The organism is Oceanobacillus sojae (genome assembly GCF_900162665.1).
Classification (GTDB): domain Bacteria; phylum Bacillota; class Bacilli; order Bacillales; family Amphibacillaceae; genus Oceanobacillus; species Oceanobacillus sojae_A.
Genome location: NZ_LT727812.1, coordinates 355139 through 373453 on the forward strand (window position 1 = coordinate 355139; position 18315 = coordinate 373453).

15 protein-coding genes are annotated in these 18315 nt (G+C 38.9%); 4 read left to right on the top strand and 11 right to left on the bottom strand.

Annotation, left to right across the window (positions count from 1 at the left end; genetic code table 11):
- Positions 1-10 precede the first annotated feature (10 nt).
- From BN1068_RS12625 to zapA, 8 genes are all read right to left on the bottom strand, one after another.
- A complete protein-coding gene (locus BN1068_RS12625; protein WP_077603209.1) occupies positions 11-784 on the bottom strand; it encodes an enoyl-CoA hydratase in 774 nt (257 codons plus the stop codon).
- A 29-nt stretch (positions 785-813) separates the two neighbouring features.
- Complete coding sequence (locus BN1068_RS12630) at positions 814-1398, bottom strand: fatty acid metabolism transcriptional regulator FadR (protein WP_077603210.1); 585 nt, start codon at positions 1396-1398, stop codon at positions 814-816.
- 156 nt (positions 1399-1554) lie between these two features.
- Complete coding sequence (locus BN1068_RS12635; RefSeq protein WP_077603211.1) at positions 1555-3258, bottom strand: long-chain-fatty-acid--CoA ligase; 1704 nt, start codon at positions 3256-3258, stop codon at positions 1555-1557.
- A gap of 171 nt (positions 3259-3429) precedes the next feature.
- A complete protein-coding gene (locus BN1068_RS12640) occupies positions 3430-3840 on the bottom strand; it encodes a DUF350 domain-containing protein (RefSeq protein ID WP_077603212.1) in 411 nt (136 codons plus the stop codon).
- Between the two features lie 120 nt (positions 3841-3960).
- Positions 3961-6306, bottom strand: a complete 2346-nt coding sequence (locus tag BN1068_RS12645; RefSeq protein WP_077603213.1) for an endonuclease MutS2 — start codon at positions 6304-6306, stop codon at positions 3961-3963.
- A 111-nt stretch (positions 6307-6417) separates the two neighbouring features.
- The gene (gene polX, locus BN1068_RS12650) at positions 6418-8130 is read right to left on the bottom strand and encodes a DNA polymerase/3'-5' exonuclease PolX (protein ID WP_077603214.1); all 1713 of its coding nucleotides are present in this window, start codon (positions 8128-8130) and stop codon (positions 6418-6420) included.
- Between the two features lie 154 nt (positions 8131-8284).
- The gene (locus tag BN1068_RS12655) at positions 8285-8836 is read right to left on the bottom strand and encodes a CvpA family protein (RefSeq protein ID WP_077603215.1); all 552 of its coding nucleotides are present in this window, start codon (positions 8834-8836) and stop codon (positions 8285-8287) included.
- Between the two features lie 5 nt (positions 8837-8841).
- Positions 8842-9102 carry a cell division protein ZapA gene (zapA, locus tag BN1068_RS12660; protein ID WP_077603216.1) on the bottom strand — a complete coding sequence of 87 codons (261 nt, stop codon included), beginning with the start codon at positions 9100-9102 and terminating at the stop codon, positions 8842-8844.
- A 129-nt stretch (positions 9103-9231) separates the two neighbouring features.
- Here zapA and rnhC point away from each other — a divergent pair, with 129 nt between their 5' ends.
- Positions 9232-10149, top strand: a complete 918-nt coding sequence (rnhC, locus tag BN1068_RS12665; protein WP_077603217.1) for a ribonuclease HIII — start codon at positions 9232-9234, stop codon at positions 10147-10149.
- 14 nt (positions 10150-10163) lie between these two features.
- Positions 10164-10856: a uracil-DNA glycosylase gene (gene ung, locus BN1068_RS12670; protein WP_077603218.1), complete on the top strand. Its 693-nt coding sequence runs from the start codon at positions 10164-10166 to the stop codon at positions 10854-10856.
- A gap of 361 nt (positions 10857-11217) precedes the next feature.
- Here the strand turns inward: ung and pheT are convergent, their stop codons facing one another.
- The 3 genes from pheT to BN1068_RS12685 form a co-directional block, all read right to left on the bottom strand.
- Positions 11218-13647: a phenylalanine--tRNA ligase subunit beta gene (gene pheT, locus BN1068_RS12675; protein WP_077603219.1), complete on the bottom strand. Its 2430-nt coding sequence runs from the start codon at positions 13645-13647 to the stop codon at positions 11218-11220.
- Positions 13648-13667: 20 nt separating this feature from the next.
- Positions 13668-14702, bottom strand: coding sequence for a phenylalanine--tRNA ligase subunit alpha (gene pheS, locus BN1068_RS12680; protein ID WP_077603220.1), 1035 nt, complete (start codon positions 14700-14702; stop codon positions 13668-13670).
- A gap of 399 nt (positions 14703-15101) precedes the next feature.
- The gene (locus tag BN1068_RS12685; RefSeq protein WP_077603221.1) at positions 15102-15839 is read right to left on the bottom strand and encodes a TrmH family RNA methyltransferase; all 738 of its coding nucleotides are present in this window, start codon (positions 15837-15839) and stop codon (positions 15102-15104) included.
- Between the two features lie 101 nt (positions 15840-15940).
- On the opposite strand from BN1068_RS12685, the gene sspI reads away from it, so the two are divergent.
- Both sspI and BN1068_RS12695 read left to right on the top strand, forming a co-directional pair.
- Positions 15941-16156: a small acid-soluble spore protein SspI gene (sspI, locus tag BN1068_RS12690; RefSeq protein WP_077603222.1), complete on the top strand. Its 216-nt coding sequence runs from the start codon at positions 15941-15943 to the stop codon at positions 16154-16156.
- Between the two features lie 536 nt (positions 16157-16692).
- On the top strand, positions 16693-18291 hold the full coding sequence (locus BN1068_RS12695) for a DUF6583 family protein (RefSeq protein ID WP_077603223.1): 1599 nt from the start codon (positions 16693-16695) through the stop codon (positions 18289-18291).
- Positions 18292-18315 lie beyond the last annotated feature (24 nt).

Here is an 18315-nt window from a genome sequence, read left to right on the forward strand (position 1 = left end):
AAACTAAAATCTATTTATCTTGAAAGTTAGCTGCTCTCTTTTCTATAAAAGCGCTTACACCTTCTTTAGCATCATCAGAGCCAAAAATTTCACCAAACAAACTGGCTTCCTGTTTCACTCCTTCTTCAAATTGGCTTGTATTTGCATATGGGATCAGCTTCATAATCCGGTTAATACCCGGCTTGCTTTTTGCTGCAATTTTACCAGCTAATTTCCGAACTTCTTTTTCAAGGTCCTCTTCTTCAAATGTACGGTTAACCAATCCCCACGCCTCGGCTTGTTTCCCGGAAATTGTCTCACCGGTTAAAATCATTTCATATGCTCTGGCATTCCCTACATAACGCGGTAACCGCTGCGTTCCTGCAAATCCGGGGATAATACCTAAATTCATTTCCGGAAGACCAATCTTAGCATTAACAGCTGCATATCTTATATGACAGGCCATAGCCAGCTCCAAACCTCCGCCTAGCGCTGCGCCATGTATAGCAGCAATGACAGGAAGAGGAAAATGCTCTACCTTGTTAAAAATATCCTGACCATTTCTCGCTAAGGTTTCATACTCAGACGCTTCCTGCAGAGATGTAAATTCCTTAATATCTGCACCCGCTGAGAAAAATTTGCCTTCTCCCTGCAATACAACAACTTTAGCCGCACCTTCTTCTTCAATCTGTGTTAACAGCTCATCCAGCTTTGCAATGATTTTTGAAGACAACGCATTTGCAGGAGGGCTTTTAATCGTTAAATAGGCAACTTTCTCTGCTACTTTTAAATCAATAATGGACAAGGCTTCCACTCCTTTTTATATTTAATTGCTTATTTAGAAGCTAACGCACTGACCAGCATATTGTGAACCTCAGGCACCATGTCAACAAGACTGTACTTCTGTTCCTTCATCACCCAATTTGTCACAATTTCATCAAGCGTTCCGAAAATCATTTGCCTTACTAAAGGCATATTTAGATCTTCCCTAAATTGATGCTGTCTGATTCCTCTTTGGATAATACCATCAATCACTTTCAAATAAGGCTTCAAAACCTGATTAATTTGCAGTCTTAGAGAAATATTTGATTGTCTCAATTCCAATTGTGTTACGATTGCTAAATAATAATCTGAAGACAGCTGTTTGAAATGCATTTCAATTAATGTATATAACTGATCCGGGGCGGACTCACTGCCTTCAATTGCTTTAGCTATCCGTTCAATAAACTCTCCCATTTTCTCTTCAAACAGCGATACAAGAATATGCTCCTTGTTTTTAAAATATAAATAAATTGTACCGTCAGCAACATTGGCTTCCTTAGCTATTTTCGAAACCTGTGACCCATGGTATCCGTTTTCAGCAATTACTTTTACAGCAGCTTCAATAATTTGATGATATTTTGGCTTTTGGTTATTCATGATTTTCTCCTTGAATATATATTAAAAATGAGTGAATAGTCATTCATATTTTTAATATACAATCCTTATAGTTCCATGTCAATGAAAAGCTGTTTCGCTTTATCATTTTTATTGGAGTTTTTGAACTTCCTCTAAAAAGAAAAAAGAGCACGAGGCTCAAACAGATGCTGCTTCCTGTTTCTGTTTCTCTTCGTCTATCAGCTTTCTTCTTAAGATTTTCCCGACCGCCGTTTTCGGTAATTCATCACGAAATTCATAAATCCTCGGTACTTTATAGCTTGCCAGATGTTCCCTCGCATACGCATTTAATTCTTCTTCTGTCAGGTTCGCTCCCTCTTTCAGAACGATATAGGCTTTTACAGTTTCGCCCCGGTATGGATCTGGTACACCTGCCACTACAGCTTCCTGAATAGCTTCATGCTCATACAATACTTCTTCGATTTCTCTCGGATAAATATTAAAACCGCCGGCGATAATCATGTCCTTCTTCCTGTCGACCACATAAAAATAACCTCTTTCATCCACATAACCTAAATCTCCGGTTAATAGCCATCCATCCTTCAGGCTATTTGCCGTCTCATCTTCATTATTCCAATATCCCTTCATAATTTGGGGTCCTTTAACTGCGATTTCCCCTATCTCACCTGCTGAAAGCTCTTCCATGCTCTCGCCGCTCATTTGAACAATCTTCGCATCCGTATCCGGCCACGGAACCCCGATACTGCCATTTATACGTTCTGCATATACAAAATTTGCATGTGTTACAGGAGAAGATTCAGTCAATCCATATCCTTCAACAAGCTTTCCCCCGGTAATACTTTCAAAACGTTCCTGAATTTCAATTGGTAAAGGAGCTGAGCCGCTAATACATGCTTCGATGGAGGATAGATCATATTTTTTTATATCAGGATGGTTTAAAAGACCGATATAAATGGTTGGAGCTCCAGGGAAAAGGTTTGGTTTTTGTTTATCAATGACCTTTAATAAATCACCTGCATCAAATTTAGGTATAAGAATAATTTTTGCTGCTTTTTTTATCGCATAGTTCATAACAGCAGTCATTCCGTATACGTGAAAAAAGGGAAGAATACCAACAACGGAATCCTGACTGTCTTTTTTTACGCTTCCCGAAAGCCAGGTTTCACACATTTGTACGTTCGAGCTCAGATTATAATGAGTAAGCATAACTCCCTTTGGATTTCCTGTGGTCCCTCCGGTATATTGCAAGAGAGCAAGGTCTTCCATAGGATCAATGGACGATTCTAAATAATCAGCCACTGACTGTTCCATTATTTTCTTCCATACATGCGTATCATTACCAGGCTCGACTTTAACAACCATATTGTATTCCCGTTTTTGTATAAAAGGATAAATTACGTTTTTAGGAAATGGAAGATAGTCCTTAATACCCGTTACAATGACATGCTCTAAGGGAGTATGATTTCGAACACTATTCACACGAGGAAATAAAATATCTAAACAAATAATTGCTCTTGCCTGTGAATCATTCATTTGAAAGATTAGCTCTCTTTCTTTATAAAGCGGGTTCGTCGGCACAGCGATAGCACCTGTCATTAAAATACCATAGTAACTAATTACAGCCTGAGGTGTATTCGGCAAAAAGATAGACACCCTGTCTCCTTTACGAATGCCAATAGATTGCAGGTAATTTGCTAATTTTTTTGCTTCTTCATAAAGCGCTTTATAGGTCATTTCCTTCCCCATAAAATAAAGCGCTTTCTTTTCTCCGTATTGATGGGAAGCATCAATTAAATATTGATATAAAGGACACTTTTCATATTCCATTGTTATCGGTATATCTTCAGGATAACGATCATGCCAAAGTCTTTTCTCTACCATTAAATCATTCCTCCTTTAGTATAGTATATACCTATTATAACGATTAATTTCTATTTTTGAAAATATTATCTAAATTTCAAAGAAATAAGTAGATAATTCCTACCACGAAAAAAATGATTCCTACTGCCAGTAATATTTTTGCTAACCGTTCGAATACCACAATTCCCACTCCTAACCTGCTATACTGGCTCCAATAACGTAAGCTAACCCTACTGAAATAACCATAGAGATAAACCCGACAGCCTTATTGCCATTACCAATTTCTTCATCCACTTTCATAAATGGCGTTAAAAATTCAAAAAACAGATAACCTGCTATTAATAGGACAAAACCAAATATGCCCCAGCCCATCGAAACTAATAATCGATCATTATGTTCAATAGAAAATCTGAAAATCATTGCTATACCAAATAGTTTCCCGCCGGTAGCCATGGCAACAGCTATGTTTCCATTTTTTATTTCCTCCCAGTTTTTATAGGAAGTGACCAGCTCAAAAATTGATAAAAATAGTAAAGTTGATAAAATAAACACGCTATATCTTGCTGCTGTTATTACCAATATGTTTTCCCAAAAGCCTTCCATTTTCCTCGCTCCTTCATTGGGAAAAAGGGATTTACTGTCATACAATACTGCCCATCTTCAATAATACATGGATTAATCCCTTTTTCCAATGTCCATTAACATTTAAATGAATTACTCTGCTTATTCAAAACGAATTACTGTAACACCGCTTCCGCCTTCTCCAGCTTCCCCTGACCTGGAACCTTTAATATGCGGATGGCGCTTAACGAATTCCTGAACTCCCTTTCGTAATGCGCCGGTTCCTTTTCCGTGAATAATGGATGCCTGCGCATAACCGGCCAGTAATACATCATCAACATACTTTTCCAGTTTGTGCATGGCGTCTTCGTAACGTTCGCCGCGTAAGTCTAATTCCGTTTTTACGTGCTGATTGCTTCCTCTTACAGTAGCCACTGGTTCTGCCTGTTTCTTTTTCTTCTTCTTGACAAGCTCTAAATCAGACCGTTTCACCTTTACCTTCATAATACCGACCTGGACCATATATTCCTTGTCATTAACCTTATCGACAACCTCGCCCAGCTGATTCACGGTAAGAAGTTTAATTTCATCTCCCGGCTTCAGCTCACTATCTTCCTGTTTCTTTTCAGGCGGTACTGCTGTTTTGTCTTTGCTCAGGTTAGGCATTGCATCATCAAGCATTTTTTTGGCTTCTATCCATTCATGCTCCTTCATTCCGGATTGGTCTTTCATACTCCGCATCATCTGAACAATTTCTTCTGCTTCCTGACGTGCTTTAAGCAATGCCTTTTCAGCTTTCTCTTCTGTTTTTTCATAAATCTTTTGCTTACGATCTTCCCATTTGCTCATTGCTTTCTTGAGTTCTGCATGAAGTTTTTCGCTCTCTTCAAGCAGCTCATGGGCTTTTTCATAATCTTTTTCAGCTTCTGTATGAGACTGTTCTAAGGAAGCAATCATATTTTCTACCTGATGCGAATCTACTCCAATCAGCTGTTTCGCATGGTTAATAACAGCCTCGTCAAGGCCGAGCCGTTTCGAGATTTCAAAGGCATTACTGCGTCCGGGAACTCCTATTAATAATCGATAGGTAGGTCTCAATGTTTCTACATTAAATTCAACGGATGCATTGACAACCTGTTTCCGGTTAAATCCATAAGCTTTTAATTCCGGGTAATGTGTTGTAGCAATAACACTTGCATTCTTTGAAAGTACTTCATCAAGAATAGACATTGCCAAAGCTGCCCCTTCTTGAGGATCTGTTCCTGAACCTAATTCATCAAATAAAACGAGAGACTGTTCTGTTACATGCTTCATAATTTCTACAATATTTGTCATATGTGAAGAAAAAGTACTTAAGTTTTGTTCAATGGACTGCTCGTCACCAATATCAGCAAAAACCTCATCAAATACCGGCATTTCACAGCCATCCAGCGCCGGCACCTGCAATCCTGATTGAGCCATTAATGTACAGAGACCAACCATTTTTAATGTTACTGTTTTTCCGCCTGTATTTGGTCCGGTAATAACAATAGCCTGGAAGTCTTCTCCCATTTCAATATCATTAGCCACAACCTGATCTTCCGGAATATACGGATGTCTTGCCTGCTGCATCTTTATATAACCATTTATATTCATCTTAGGCCTTACAGCATGCATTTTTTGTGCAAGTTTTCCCCGCGCACTGATAAAATCAATTTGCGAAAGCCAGTATACATTATTCAAAAGCTCCTGTTCATAAGAAGCAATATGCCCGCTGAGCTCCTTTAAAATCCGTTCCACTTCCTGCTTTTCTTTAGAAAACAAATCCTGTAATTTATTATTCATATCTACGACTGTTTTTGGTTCCATGAATAAGGTCTGTCCTGATGATGACTGATCATGAACAATACCGCCAATGGCGCCGCGATACTCTTGTTTTACCGGTAAAACATAGCGGTCATTCCGAATCGTGATAATGGCATCTGAGAGCATTTTGCTGTTAGAGCGCGTATAGCTTTCCAGCTTGCTCCGGACACTGCTCTCATACGTACGGATGGAGCTGCGGATGGAACGCAAAGCTGAAGAAGCTCCGTCCATGATATGACCATGATCATCAATACAGCTGTTTATATGCTGTTCTAAATCACGGATTGCAATAATATTTGACGCAGCAGATTGAAGAATAGGTATTTCTAAATCCTCCACCTGCTCCAAAAAGCTTTTTGCCTGCCGGCCGCCATACAAAGTATCACCAATGCGCAAAACCTCATCAGCAGCCAGAATACTGCCTATTGCACTCCGTTTTACGCTGGGGCGTATATCTGATATACCGCCTAAAGGAATCACTTTATTCAGCCGAAAAATTTGTACTGCTTCATCTGTCTGCGCTTGCAGTTCCTCCACTTTTTCCAGCGAGGACTTAGGTCGTACCTTAGATGCTAAATCCTTTCCGATAGAGGTTTCTGCTTGATCACGCACCATTTCAGCAAGGCGATGGAATTCAAGTGTTTTTAATACGCGTTCGTTCATTTTAAAACCCTCTTTTATTAAAAATTATATCTATGTTGTAAGATAAGTTTGTAGTCATTTCGTTTTTTTATCATTTTTATTGGACTTTTTGAACAACCTCTTATAGAATTCTCATTTTCCCCGATTAAAAAATGTGACCAGTTCTTCTTTTGACCATGTGTTGATAACTGTGGATGGTTTAACCCAGCCTTTGCGGGCAGTTGCAACACCATATTTCATATGTCCAAGCATTTGATAGTTATGTGCGTCCGTATCAATAACCAGCTTTACGCCTGCTTCCTGAGCTTTTTTAGCCCATTCGTGGGATAAATCCAAACGGTTCGGATTGGCGTTGATTTCTAAAGCTGTATTTGTTTCTTTCGCTTTTTCGATCAGCTGCTCTAAATTCACTCTGTAGCCGTCTCTTCTGCCGATAAGTCTCCCTGTCGGATGAGCAATAATGGAAACGTAAGGGTTCTCCAGTGCATTATTTAACCTGTGCATAATATCTTCTTCTGATTGTTGAAAACTGGAATGGATCGCACCAATGACAAAATCCATTTCTTTTAGAAAATCATCATCAAAATCCAGGCTTCCGTCGGGCAGAATATCCATTTCCACACCGGAAAAAATATGGAAATCCGGATATTTTTCATTTAAAGCATTAATTTCTTCCCGCTGCTTCCGAAGCCGTTCTTCATTTAATCCGTTCGCTACCCGCAAATATTTAGAGTGATCTGTTATTGCCATATAGGAATAACCCATACTCTTCACTTTCTCAACCATTTCGTCCAAAGATTGTGCACCATCACTCCAGGTAGTGTGCATATGCAAATCTCCCCGGATATCAGAAAGCTGGATTAATTCCTGTTTATCTTTAAATATTTCTACTTCTCCCGTATTTTCACGAACCTCCGGAGGAATAAAGTGCAAACCGAAATGGTTGAAAAAGGACTCTTCGGTTTCAAATTGAAGAGTTTCCCCTGTTTCTTCTACTTCCACACCATATTCACTGATTTTTTCACCACGTGACTTTGCTAATTGCCGCATCGCCACATTATGGTCCTTTGAGCCGGTAAAATGGTGTAGAGTAGATGCAAATTCCCTATCGGAAACCAGACGAAAATCAACATTAATATCATAAACCTCTTCTAAAGTGATAGATACTTTAGTATCACCATTAGCGATAACATTTTTGATGGAAGGAAATTTTATTAATGCTTCTTTTACTTCCTCTGTTTTGTCAGTAGCAATAATAAAATCAAGATCTTTAACTGTCTCACGCATACGCCGGATGCTTCCTGCCTGAGAATAGCGGATAATACTGGAAATGTCATCTAAGTAAGCTTCGACCTTTTCTGCAATTGGAAGCATAATGGCTACAGGAATTCGTTCCGGTCTCTTGCCGGCTTCCTCGATCGCTGCAACAATTTTTTCCACGGATTTCTTGCCGAAACCGGGTAAAGCTTCCACCTTTCCGGATAAACAAGCCTCTTTTAAGGTATCAGCGTCTACTACACCAATCTCCTGGTAAAGCTTTGAGAGCTTCTTTCCGCCAAGACCAGGCAGGTCCAGCAGCGGAACAAGTCCGTCCGGCACTTCTTTTTCTAGTTCTTTCAGTGTTTCAGACTGACCTGCTTCAATAAATTCAGCAATTACTGCAGCAGTTCCTTTTCCAATACCTTTTATCTTTGTAAAATCATCTATTTCACTTAAACTGCGGTCATCCGTTTCAATAGCTTGTGCAGCCTTTCGATAGGCACTTATTTTGAAAGGGTTTTCCCCCTTCAGCTCCATATAAACTGCTATTTTCTCCAGTAAACGAATGATATCTTTTTTATTCATATACTCTCACCCTATTCTGTCACTATTTACATGAAACAAAGCTTCCTTCCATCTGCCGCAAAGGAAATCACAGGTACTCAATCGTAACAAAACTGACTCAAGCCGGTTTAGTTTGAGTCAGTTTTGCTTATTATCATGTTCATGGTCTGCTATTTTATTTCGTCAAAGATTCCGTCAAATTAAACCATAATTCAAAAATACGTTCTGAAAAATACGGCGTATGCTCAATGATCCGCATTGCCAGGGAGGATCCCTGGATTGCTTCCTGTATGCCGCCAACCGGCGTTAATGCCAGGATATATAAAATAATAAAGCTGATTAAATATAATTCAACAAAGCCAAGTGCAGCTCCTAAGATTTTGTTAACAAAGCTGATGACTGGTATCGCAGCTACAAAATCTAACATCGAAGCGATAATCTGCAAGATAAACTTCACCGCAAAGAAGATAATCGCAAAGGCAATAGCATTATAAAATGCGTTTTCTATAGGCAGGTTTTCCAGAAAAGCTGACCAGGCTCCGTCTCCTGAAAGGTCCGGGTAAGGGATATAAAGAGAAAGTCTTTCTCCGAACGGACGGAAATACATTACTGCCACAATAAAAGCAATAATAAAACCTGTTAAGTGAAATAACTGGAGGATAAACCCTCTTTTCAACCCCATCATAATTCCAAATAACAGAAGAATAATTAAAATTAAGTTAATCATGTGTGTTAGTCCTCTTTCTTTCGTAATGAACCTAAAAGTGTTGCATAGTCTTCTTTTAGTTTTAAATAATCGTTCATTGTGTTTACAGCTGTTAAAACTGCTAAACTGGCTGTATCTAATTGTTTATTTGCATCATGGATTTCATTCATTTTTTGATCTACTAAATTTGCCACTAACTGAACATGGCGTTCTGATTCTGTACCAACAACATGGTAAGTTCGATTATATATTTCAACAGTTACGCGTTTTTTCTCATTGTCTGTCATTTTTTGCTGCCTCCTGTGCAACGATGATTCTTTTATATATTAACATGAACTTTGCTTAAAAAGAAGTATTTCAAAATCCCGTTATTTTTGCTATAGTCTTAGGTATCTAATGATTGGAGGAATGAAGCTTTGGGCCAAGAAGTATTAACATTAGCTGCACCTAAAATAAAAGAAATGAAAAAGCATTATCATGCTTACTTAGAGAAAACGCCGCAAGGGGCTGTCTTCCGGGCAAAAACGCCTTATGCTGTCGTCACAGCGTATCATTCCGGCAAAGTCCTTTTTCAAGGGAGTCAGCCGGAGAAAGAAAGCACACAATGGAAGAACGAATCTGCCATGACACAAGCAAAAATAACAAAGCATTCCCCAAATATCGACACATCTATTTTTCAAAAAAATCACATTGGTTCTGACGAATCAGGAACCGGTGATTACTTTGGGCCAATTACTGTTGCTGCAGTTTTTGCAGCAAAAGAGCAGCAATTCCAACTAAAACAGCTCGGAGTTGTAGACTCTAAAAATTTAAAGGACGATGTCATACAGGATATTGCGCAAGAAATCTTAAAGCTCCCTATTTCATATACAATTCTTAAATTAGGGAACGAAAAATATAATCATCTGCAAAATAAAGGCTGGTCTCAAGGAAAGATGAAAGCGATGCTGCATCATCACGCTATTGATAGATTGATCCAAAAACTTGACGGAACTGCTTACGGCGGAATAGTTATTGACCAGTTTTGTGAACCTGCTGTATATAAGCGCTATCTGCAAACAGAAGCATTAAAGCTTCATGAAAACACAACCTTTATTACTAAAGCAGAGAGCCATTCTATCAATGTTGCCGCTGCCTCTATTTTAGCAAGAGCCCGGTTTGTGACTGCTATGGACAAATTATCAGAAGAAGCCGGAATAATCTTGCCCAAGGGTGCCTCCGCTAAAGTGGATAAAGCGGCTGCCAATTATATAAAAGTTCACGGTGAACAACAGCTTGGGCATGTAGCGAAACTTCATTTTGCCAATACAAACAAAGCAAAGAAATATTTATAAAATGAGGTGACATAATGAATATACCTTTAAAGAACGATTGGGAACAAGTTTTAAAGCAAGAATTTCAAAAAGACTACTACAAACACTTACGAGAATTCCTAAAAAAAGAATACAGCTCACACACAATTTATCCAGATATGTACGATATTTTTAACGCACTACATTTCACGGATTTCCAAAACGTAAAGGTTGTTATTTTAGGTCAGGATCCTTACCACGGTCCTCATCAGGCTCATGGTCTAAGCTTTTCTGTACAACCTGGTGTTCCGGTTCCTCCTTCCTTAAAAAACATGTATCAGGAGCTCGCTGCCGATGTCGATTTTAAGATTCCTTCCCACGGCTACCTGAAATCGTGGGCAGATCAAGGAGTACTTTTGCTTAACAATGTTCTGACTGTCCGTGCACATCAGGCGCATTCTCATAAAAATAAAGGCTGGGAGCAATTCACAAATCAAGTGATTGATTCTTTAAATCAGAAGGATCACCCGGTTGTGTTCTTGTTATGGGGAGCAGCAGCACAGAAAAAAGTGGAGTTAATTGATACGGAAAAGCATTATGTTTTAAAAGCTCCGCATCCAAGTCCTTTATCAGCACATCGCGGTTTCTTTGGATGCCGCCACTTTTCAAAAACAAACACTATTTTAAAGCAGGAAAATCTTGATCCTATCGATTGGCAGCTGCCTATGAATGTTAATCCGGATAATTGATTTATTGCCAGACGAAGAGATTATAAAATTAGTCTTTATTTATGATAAAATAGAATTATCTATCGTTTCCGTATAACATAAAGGTTCTTTTCTTTATTTATTCAGGTGCTAACCCTAAGCAAACATAAATTACTAAGGAGGTTAGCACCTGTTGATTTATAAAGGTTTTCCTCTTGTTTCCGTGAAATTAATACAAAATATCAGAAGTAAAATACAGGTTAGCACTTTTGTGTATATAAAGCCTTGCTGTATAGAGGTAATTTATGTGCGCTTTCGCATCCTTTATCGTCAACGGACGACAAACAAAAACCGCTGTCACAGCTTTAGAAAAAGTAGTGACAGCGGCTTTCTTTTATTTTGATTATGAGCGGACGTAAGATCCGAATTGATTATTTACTTTTTCAATAATCTCCTGATAAGAAGCATCTACTTCATCATCCTTTAATGTACGGCTTGGATCCTGATATAGAAGTCGATAAGCAACTGATTTTTTACCTTCTTCCATATGCTCTCCCTGATAGACATCAAATATAGATACCTCTTTTACCAATGGAACTCCGATTTCCATGATAACTGCTTGGACATCACCGGCAGGAACATCATTATCCAGGATAAACGCAATATCTCTGGTCACAGATGGATAGCGCGGAATGTCTGTGAATGAAGGTGCCAGTTGATGAACTGCGAACACAGATTCCAAATCTATTTCAAAGACATATGTTTCCTTTACATCAAAGTCTTTTGCAGTCAGTGGATGAACCTGGCCAACATAGCCAATTCCCTTTCCATTTAACTTGATTACTGCACAGCGTCCCGGGTGCATATCTTCCATTTTTGTTTGGACAAAGGTAACATCCAATTCTAAATGTGCAAACAGGCCTTCGACAATTCCTTTAGCTACATAAAAATCAACCGGCTTCTTCTCCTGCTGCCATGGATGATTATGCCATAGACCCGTTAAAGCACCAGCAACATGCAGATTTTCAATTGGCTGGTTTACTACCTTCTCTTCTCTGGAAACAAATACTTTACCAATTTCATAATAGGCTAAGTCAGTTTGTGTCCTGGCAACATTATGCTGCAATACGCGAAGCATTTCCGGGATAAGACTTAAACGCAAATGACTATGCTCTTCACTCATTGGCATTGCCAGCCCGACAGGATAAGCAGGCTTTTCTTCAATATCCGGTGTCAAGAAGCGGGTTGCATCCTTTTCGTTTGTTAAAGAGTAGGTTAATGTTTCCATCAGCCCTGCACTTGATAAATAGTTTTTAATTTCCCGCTGTAGCAGCTGAATATCCGTTAAACCGCCAGCCTGTACCCAGCCTTGAGGAATCGTATATGGTAAATGATCGTAGCCATAAATACGGATTACCTCCTCCAGGATATCTTCAAAAATAGAAATATCCAGACGGCGGGTCGGTACTTGAACGATGATTTCTTCACCATTCTTACTGAATTCAAATTGTAAGCGTGACAAGACAGAGGTCACATCTTTTTCATCTAATCCCATCCCTAACCGTTGATTTATTTTTGCTGTTGTAACGGTCACAGATTTCTCTGATTTATCCAGCGCATCTACTTCTACAACACTACCTGCTACTTTTCCGTTTGCATATTTTTGAAGCAGGCTGCATGCTCTTATTCCTGCACGTTTTACACGATTTGGATCAACACCTTTTTCAAAGCGGGTGCTTGATTCACTGCGCAAACCTGTTTGCTTTACTGTGTGGCGCACAGAAGCTGAATCAAAATACGCTGCTTCCAGCAGGAGGTTCGTTGTTCCATCTGTTACCTCGGAATCAGCTCCTCCCATCACTCCGGCTAAAGCGACAGGCTCTTTTCCGTTAGTGATAACAAGATTATTCTCGTTTAATTGACGTTCCTGATCGTCTAAAGTAACCATTGTTTCATTTTCTTTTCCCTGGCGGATAACTACCTGCTTCGATCCAAATTGATCATAATCAAACGCATGAAGCGGCTGCCCGTATTCTAATAAAACAAAGTTAGTGATATCCACTACGTTGTTAATTGGACGAATACCGGATGCCATTAAATAGTTGCGCATCCATAGTGGAGCCGGTTTTATTTCAACATCTCTAATGATAAAAGCACCGTAATAAGGATTATTTTCAATAGAATCAATTTTTACATCGATATAATCTTTTGCTTCTATAGATTCATCTACGGTCAAATTTTCATCAGGCAGCTCAATAGGCTGATCTAATATCGCTGCCACTTCGTATGCTACACCGAGCATACTTAATGCGTCCGGCCGGTTTGCCAGTACATCCAAATCTAAAATGGCGTCATCCAGATTCAGCAGTTCCTGTACAGGCTCACCAACTTCTGCATCTTCAGGGAAAACAAAAATTCCTTCTGCGACATCGGCAGGGATGTATTTTTCATCTAATCCAAGCTCCTGCAGGGAACAAATCATTCCATTTGATTCCACTCCACGCAGCTTCACTTTCTTGATTTTCATACCATTTGGAAGCTTAGCACCAGGCTTTGCAACAGCAACCTTCTGCCCTGCTCCAACGTTTGGCGCACCACAAATGATTTGCAGTGACTCTTCTCCGACATCCACCTGACATAAGTTTAATTTATCTGCATCTGGATGCTTTTCACAGGATTTCACATACCCAACGACAATATTTTCACTTTTGGGAGCCAGATATTCGATCCCCTCTACTTCAATACCAGACCGTGTTATTTTTTCTGCTAATTCTTCTGGTGTTACATTATCTAAATTGACATAATTTCGTAACCAATTATAGGAAACAAGCATGTACTCTCCTCCTTCTTCTCTTACGCTTGATGATATTGTGATAGGAAACGGACATCATTGGTGTAGAAGTGACGAATATCATTTACACCATATTTCAGCATTGCAATACGTTCCTGTCCCATTCCAAATGCAAATCCGCTGTATATTGTGGAATCATAACCGCTCATTTCCAATACACGCGGGTGAACCATTCCACCGCCTAAAATTTCAATCCAGCCAGTCTGTTTACAAACAGAGCATCCTTCTCCATTACATACTTTACAGGAAACATCCATTTCAACAGATGGTTCAGTAAACGGGAAGAAAGACGGTCGTAAGCGAATTTTTCGATCCTTCCCGAACATTTTTTTCGCGAATACATCTAATGTACCTTTTAAATCACTTAACGTAATATTTTTATCTACTACTAACCCCTCAATTTGTCTGAATTGATGAGAGTGTGTTGCGTCATCTGTATCACGGCGGTATACTTTGCCCGGGCAGATCATTTTAATCGGACGGTTGCCTTGATAAGCTTCCATTGTCCTGGCCTGCACTGGTGATGTCTGTGTACGCAGAAGAAGTTCATTTGTAATAAAAAAAGTGTCCTGCATATCACGGGCCGGGTGATTTTTCGGTAAATTTAATTTTTCAAAGTTGTAGTAATCTGTTTCAACTTCCGGTCCTTCTTTCACTTCATAGCCCATTCCGATAAACAAATCCTCTATTTCTTCCATGATGCTGGTTAATAAATGTCTGCCCCCAACATGGACTGGATTTCCCGGCAGTGTCACATCAATGGTTTCCGTTTCCAGCTTTTTATCCAAAGCTTCTCTTTCCAGTTTTTCTGTTTTGGCTTCTAATGCCTCTGTAATGGACGCACGAACATTATTAGCGAGTTCGCCAATCACCGGACGTTCTTCCTTGGATAATTTACCCATACCACGAAGGACAGTGGTCAAAGAGCCTTTTTTACCTAAATATTTTACTTTCATCTCTTGTAAAGCCTGACTGTCTTCCGCTTCTTCAACAGCTGCGAGAGCTTCTGATTCTATCGCCTGCAATTCTTCTTTCATCGCGCTAAATACCTCCTTTTAATACTTTCCTTGTTTTCGATGGACTGTTAAAAACATAAAAAAGCCCCGTCTCCTAAAAAAAGGGACGAAGCTATATGGTCGCGGTACCACCCTTGTTGACTGAACAAATGTATCCAATCCAACTCTTGCCTCATAACGGATGGCATCCGAATCACCTTTACATTCAATTATGGTCCCAGTGTCCGCTCCAGAGTGAATCGTAATTAACCTGAAATGATAAAGATGCTTCCAGTCAAGGCATCTCCTCCCTGAATCACTTCCCCAGGCAGTTACTTGCTCTTTCATTGCGTTTTGTTATTTGTTCTCATGCTGTGAGAACATATCAATTATATTTATGGAATACAGTTATTATAGAAAATTTATGCCTCCGTTGCAAGCCTAATTCTTTAAATGATACAATAAAACACCTGCTGCAATGCTGACATTTAATGATTCTGCCTTACCAAGGATAGGAATTGTCACACGTTCATCCGCTTTTTCTAATAAAGATTCCTTTACTCCTGCACCTTCATTACCAAAAATAATTGCTGTTTTTTGCGGTACCGGCAGCTTTTTATAGTTTTCCGCTTTTTCCAAGACTGTAGCCCAAACAGTGTAATCTGACTGTTTCAACCGGACAGTCTCCGCTTCCAAATCTGCATGCAGAATAGGTAAATGAAAAATAGATCCTTGAGTTGCGCGGATTACTTTATCATTATATAAATCGACACAGCCATCGCCCAGCACAATCCCGTTTACACCTGCAGCATCAGCAGTACGAATAATCGTTCCTAAATTACCCGGATCCTGAACAGCATCCAATAAAACAACTACTTCCCCGCCAACTGCATCTTCTTTCTTCATTTCGACCACAGCCATCATTCCCTGAGGTGAAGCAGTAAAGGAAAGCTCTTTAAATACGTGTTTTGTTACCTCGGTGACAGGAAATTTATCTGCTGCCCCTGGTACAGGAACCTCTTCAGAAACAATAATTTCTTTTGTTATCCAATCACTTGCAAGTACTTCTTCTATTAAATGTGTACCTTCAATTAAGAAAGTATTCGTCTGTTTCCGATATTTTCTCTGATGTAATTTTTTTAACGCCTTTATTTTCTCATTCTTCACAGATGTAATCACTTTATTCATCCTATCCAATTTTAAATTCTAATTACATCATACATAAATTCACGACTTATGGTCAAACTACTTTTAATATCACAAATAAGGAGTGAATAGTGATGGATTTAAATATCCGTAAAGCAATTTATGCAAACATATCGAATAATGATCAAGAACAATTAGAAGCAACTATCGTTGATGCCATTAATAATGGAGAAGAAAAAATGCTCCCCGGTCTCGGAGTTCTTTTTGAGCTGATTTGGAACCATTCCAATGAGGAAGAGAAAAAAGAGATGATAACTTCTTTAGAATCCGGGATTCAAAACGATATATAATTTTTCAATATCCAGATATATTCTAAATATGCTTCTGTATATCTTCCTGCAGAACAAAAATACATGCTGCTTCTAAACAGAATTGGCATGTATTTTTATTTTTGTAAAACAGCAAATTCTCTAATCCAAAAAACGCTTTGTTTTCTGGTTCCTCTGAAAATTCGACAAATCCAGCAAACTTTGAAACCTTTTCTAATTTTTTTCGTATTTCATTATAGATAAAAGCTGGTATATTTTGTTCAGTAATCCGTTGCCAAGCCGTTTATCGTTATCTAAAAAGGGAATAGCAAATCAAGCTTAGCTGTAGGAAATAAAGACTAAAAAGGGTTTGACTACATATTCCTTTAATGTTATAACAAATTGAGGCAGTTTTTCATATTATAAATTTTTGATTCTAATTCTCAGCTGGCGAATATAATTTATAGTATGAAAAAAAGGAATGGCGGCCTGGCAAAATTTACATATGCTAAGCTTTTACTTCCATTTTAAAATGTGCAAATTGCGCAAATATAGTTTTTTAGAAAGGAGCATGTACTTTGGCTGAAAATGATAATGAACAACCAAAGAAGAAAGGTCTATCGAAAGGAATTATTGCTATTATTATTGCTGTAATCGTCCTTGCCGGCGGAGGTGCAGCGGCATTCTTCCTGACAGCATCTACGCCAAAAGCAACGTATTTCCAAGCTGAGAAAAATTCTATGGAACAACTTCAAACTTTTGCGGAAACAAGATATGAGGATGAATTAAACTGGTACGAACAGTCAAGGGAGAAGCCTGTTTCCCAAACAGTAAATCTAGGATTAAATCTGGAAGGTCTTGAAAATTCCTATTATGCAGATCCACAGACAATTGCTATGCTCTCCAATGCTGAGCTTACAATAAACTCAGAGACAGATTTGGAGAACAAACAGGCATACAGCGATTTATCGGTAAATGTCGGCGGTATGGAATTCAGCGGCATAGCCGGCTACGTAGAAGGCCCTGATGTTTATGCCCAGCTACCTTTCCTGGATGAGGTTCTTAAGATTTCTGATGACGATATCGGCAATGTCTTAACTCAATTCGACCCTTATACTTTTACTGGTAATGAACAATTAGGTATTGAAGAACTTGTATTTGAAAATGATGCTGTTCTATTATCAGATGAAGAAAAAGAATACATTCAGGATGAATATCTCATGTTTATTTATGAAGAACTTTCAGATGACTCGTTTGAAAGTGAAAAAGAAGATGTGGAAGTAAACGGGGATTCTATCAGTGCTGAAAAAATCACGTTGAATCTTTCAGAAGATGAACTGAGATCAATCATCACTTCTGTACTGGAAAAGATGAAGGGTGACGAAGAATTAAAAGAAATTCTAAAAGGTCAGTTTGAACAAACAGCTTATATGCCGCTTGAAGACCCGGCAGTCATTGAAGAGCAGCTTAATGAAGTAATGGCAGAGTTTGATAATGCTATTGATCAAGGTATTGAAGAGATTTCCAGCTTCCAATTCCCTGAAGGCCTTCAATCTACGCTTTGGATATCTGATAACAAAGTTGTACAGCGCGACTTTTCTATCAGTCTAGCACCTGAAGGCGAAGAACCAGTTGCTATCAATTTATCAGGCGGACAATTATTTAATGATGACCAAATTTATTTTGATCATACATTAACGATGAATGATGGCTCAGAAGAATCATCCATTGCTTTTGATGGTGACTTCCAAGGTACTGGTGATACTGTTACAGATAATGCAAATCTTACCTTTGCGTTTGACGATAGCTATGCCCCGGTTGAATTCACAGCTGCTTATACTGGCGATGAAACATTAGATGGTTCCACACGTGATTTCGACCGTCAGCTGCAATTCACTGTAGAAAATGAAACAGTTAATCTTGGCTGGACCGGCGATTCCACCTATGATGGCGACCAAATGAATTCAAATAATAATATTGCATTGGATTTCCCTGGTTATGTCGAAAATGTATCCATGGATTTAAATACAGAAGGTGCTGTTATTGATGCTGTAGAAGGTATTGATACATCGAATGTCGTTGATCTTGGTGCCATGTCCGCTGAAGAACTGCAAGAATACTTCCAAGGCGACTTCAGCAATCAGCTTGATCAATGGTTAATGCAATTTGGATTCTAAGTATTTCTTAAATGATTGAATTAG

Coding starts and splice junctions, on each gene's coding strand:
- polX (WP_077603214.1), bottom strand. CDS start 8,130: ATGAATAAAAAAGATATCATTCGTTTACTGGAGAAAATAGCAGTTTAT.
- BN1068_RS12655 (WP_077603215.1), bottom strand. CDS start 8,836: ATGATTAACTTAATTTTAATTATTCTTCTGTTATTTGGAATTATGATG.
- BN1068_RS12635 (WP_077603211.1), bottom strand. CDS start 3,258: ATGGTAGAGAAAAGACTTTGGCATGATCGTTATCCTGAAGATATACCG.
- sspI (WP_077603222.1), top strand. CDS start 15,941: ATGGATTTAAATATCCGTAAAGCAATTTATGCAAACATATCGAATAAT.
- BN1068_RS12640 (WP_077603212.1), bottom strand. CDS start 3,840: ATGGAAGGCTTTTGGGAAAACATATTGGTAATAACAGCAGCAAGATAT.
- BN1068_RS12645 (WP_077603213.1), bottom strand. CDS start 6,306: ATGAACGAACGCGTATTAAAAACACTTGAATTCCATCGCCTTGCTGAA.
- pheS (WP_077603220.1), bottom strand. CDS start 14,702: ATGAAAGAAGAATTGCAGGCGATAGAATCAGAAGCTCTCGCAGCTGTT.
- BN1068_RS12630 (WP_077603210.1), bottom strand. CDS start 1,398: ATGAATAACCAAAAGCCAAAATATCATCAAATTATTGAAGCTGCTGTA.
- zapA (WP_077603216.1), bottom strand. CDS start 9,102: ATGACAGACAATGAGAAAAAACGCGTAACTGTTGAAATATATAATCGA.
- pheT (WP_077603219.1), bottom strand. CDS start 13,647: ATGCTTGTTTCCTATAATTGGTTACGAAATTATGTCAATTTAGATAAT.
- ung (WP_077603218.1), top strand. CDS start 10,164: ATGAATATACCTTTAAAGAACGATTGGGAACAAGTTTTAAAGCAAGAA.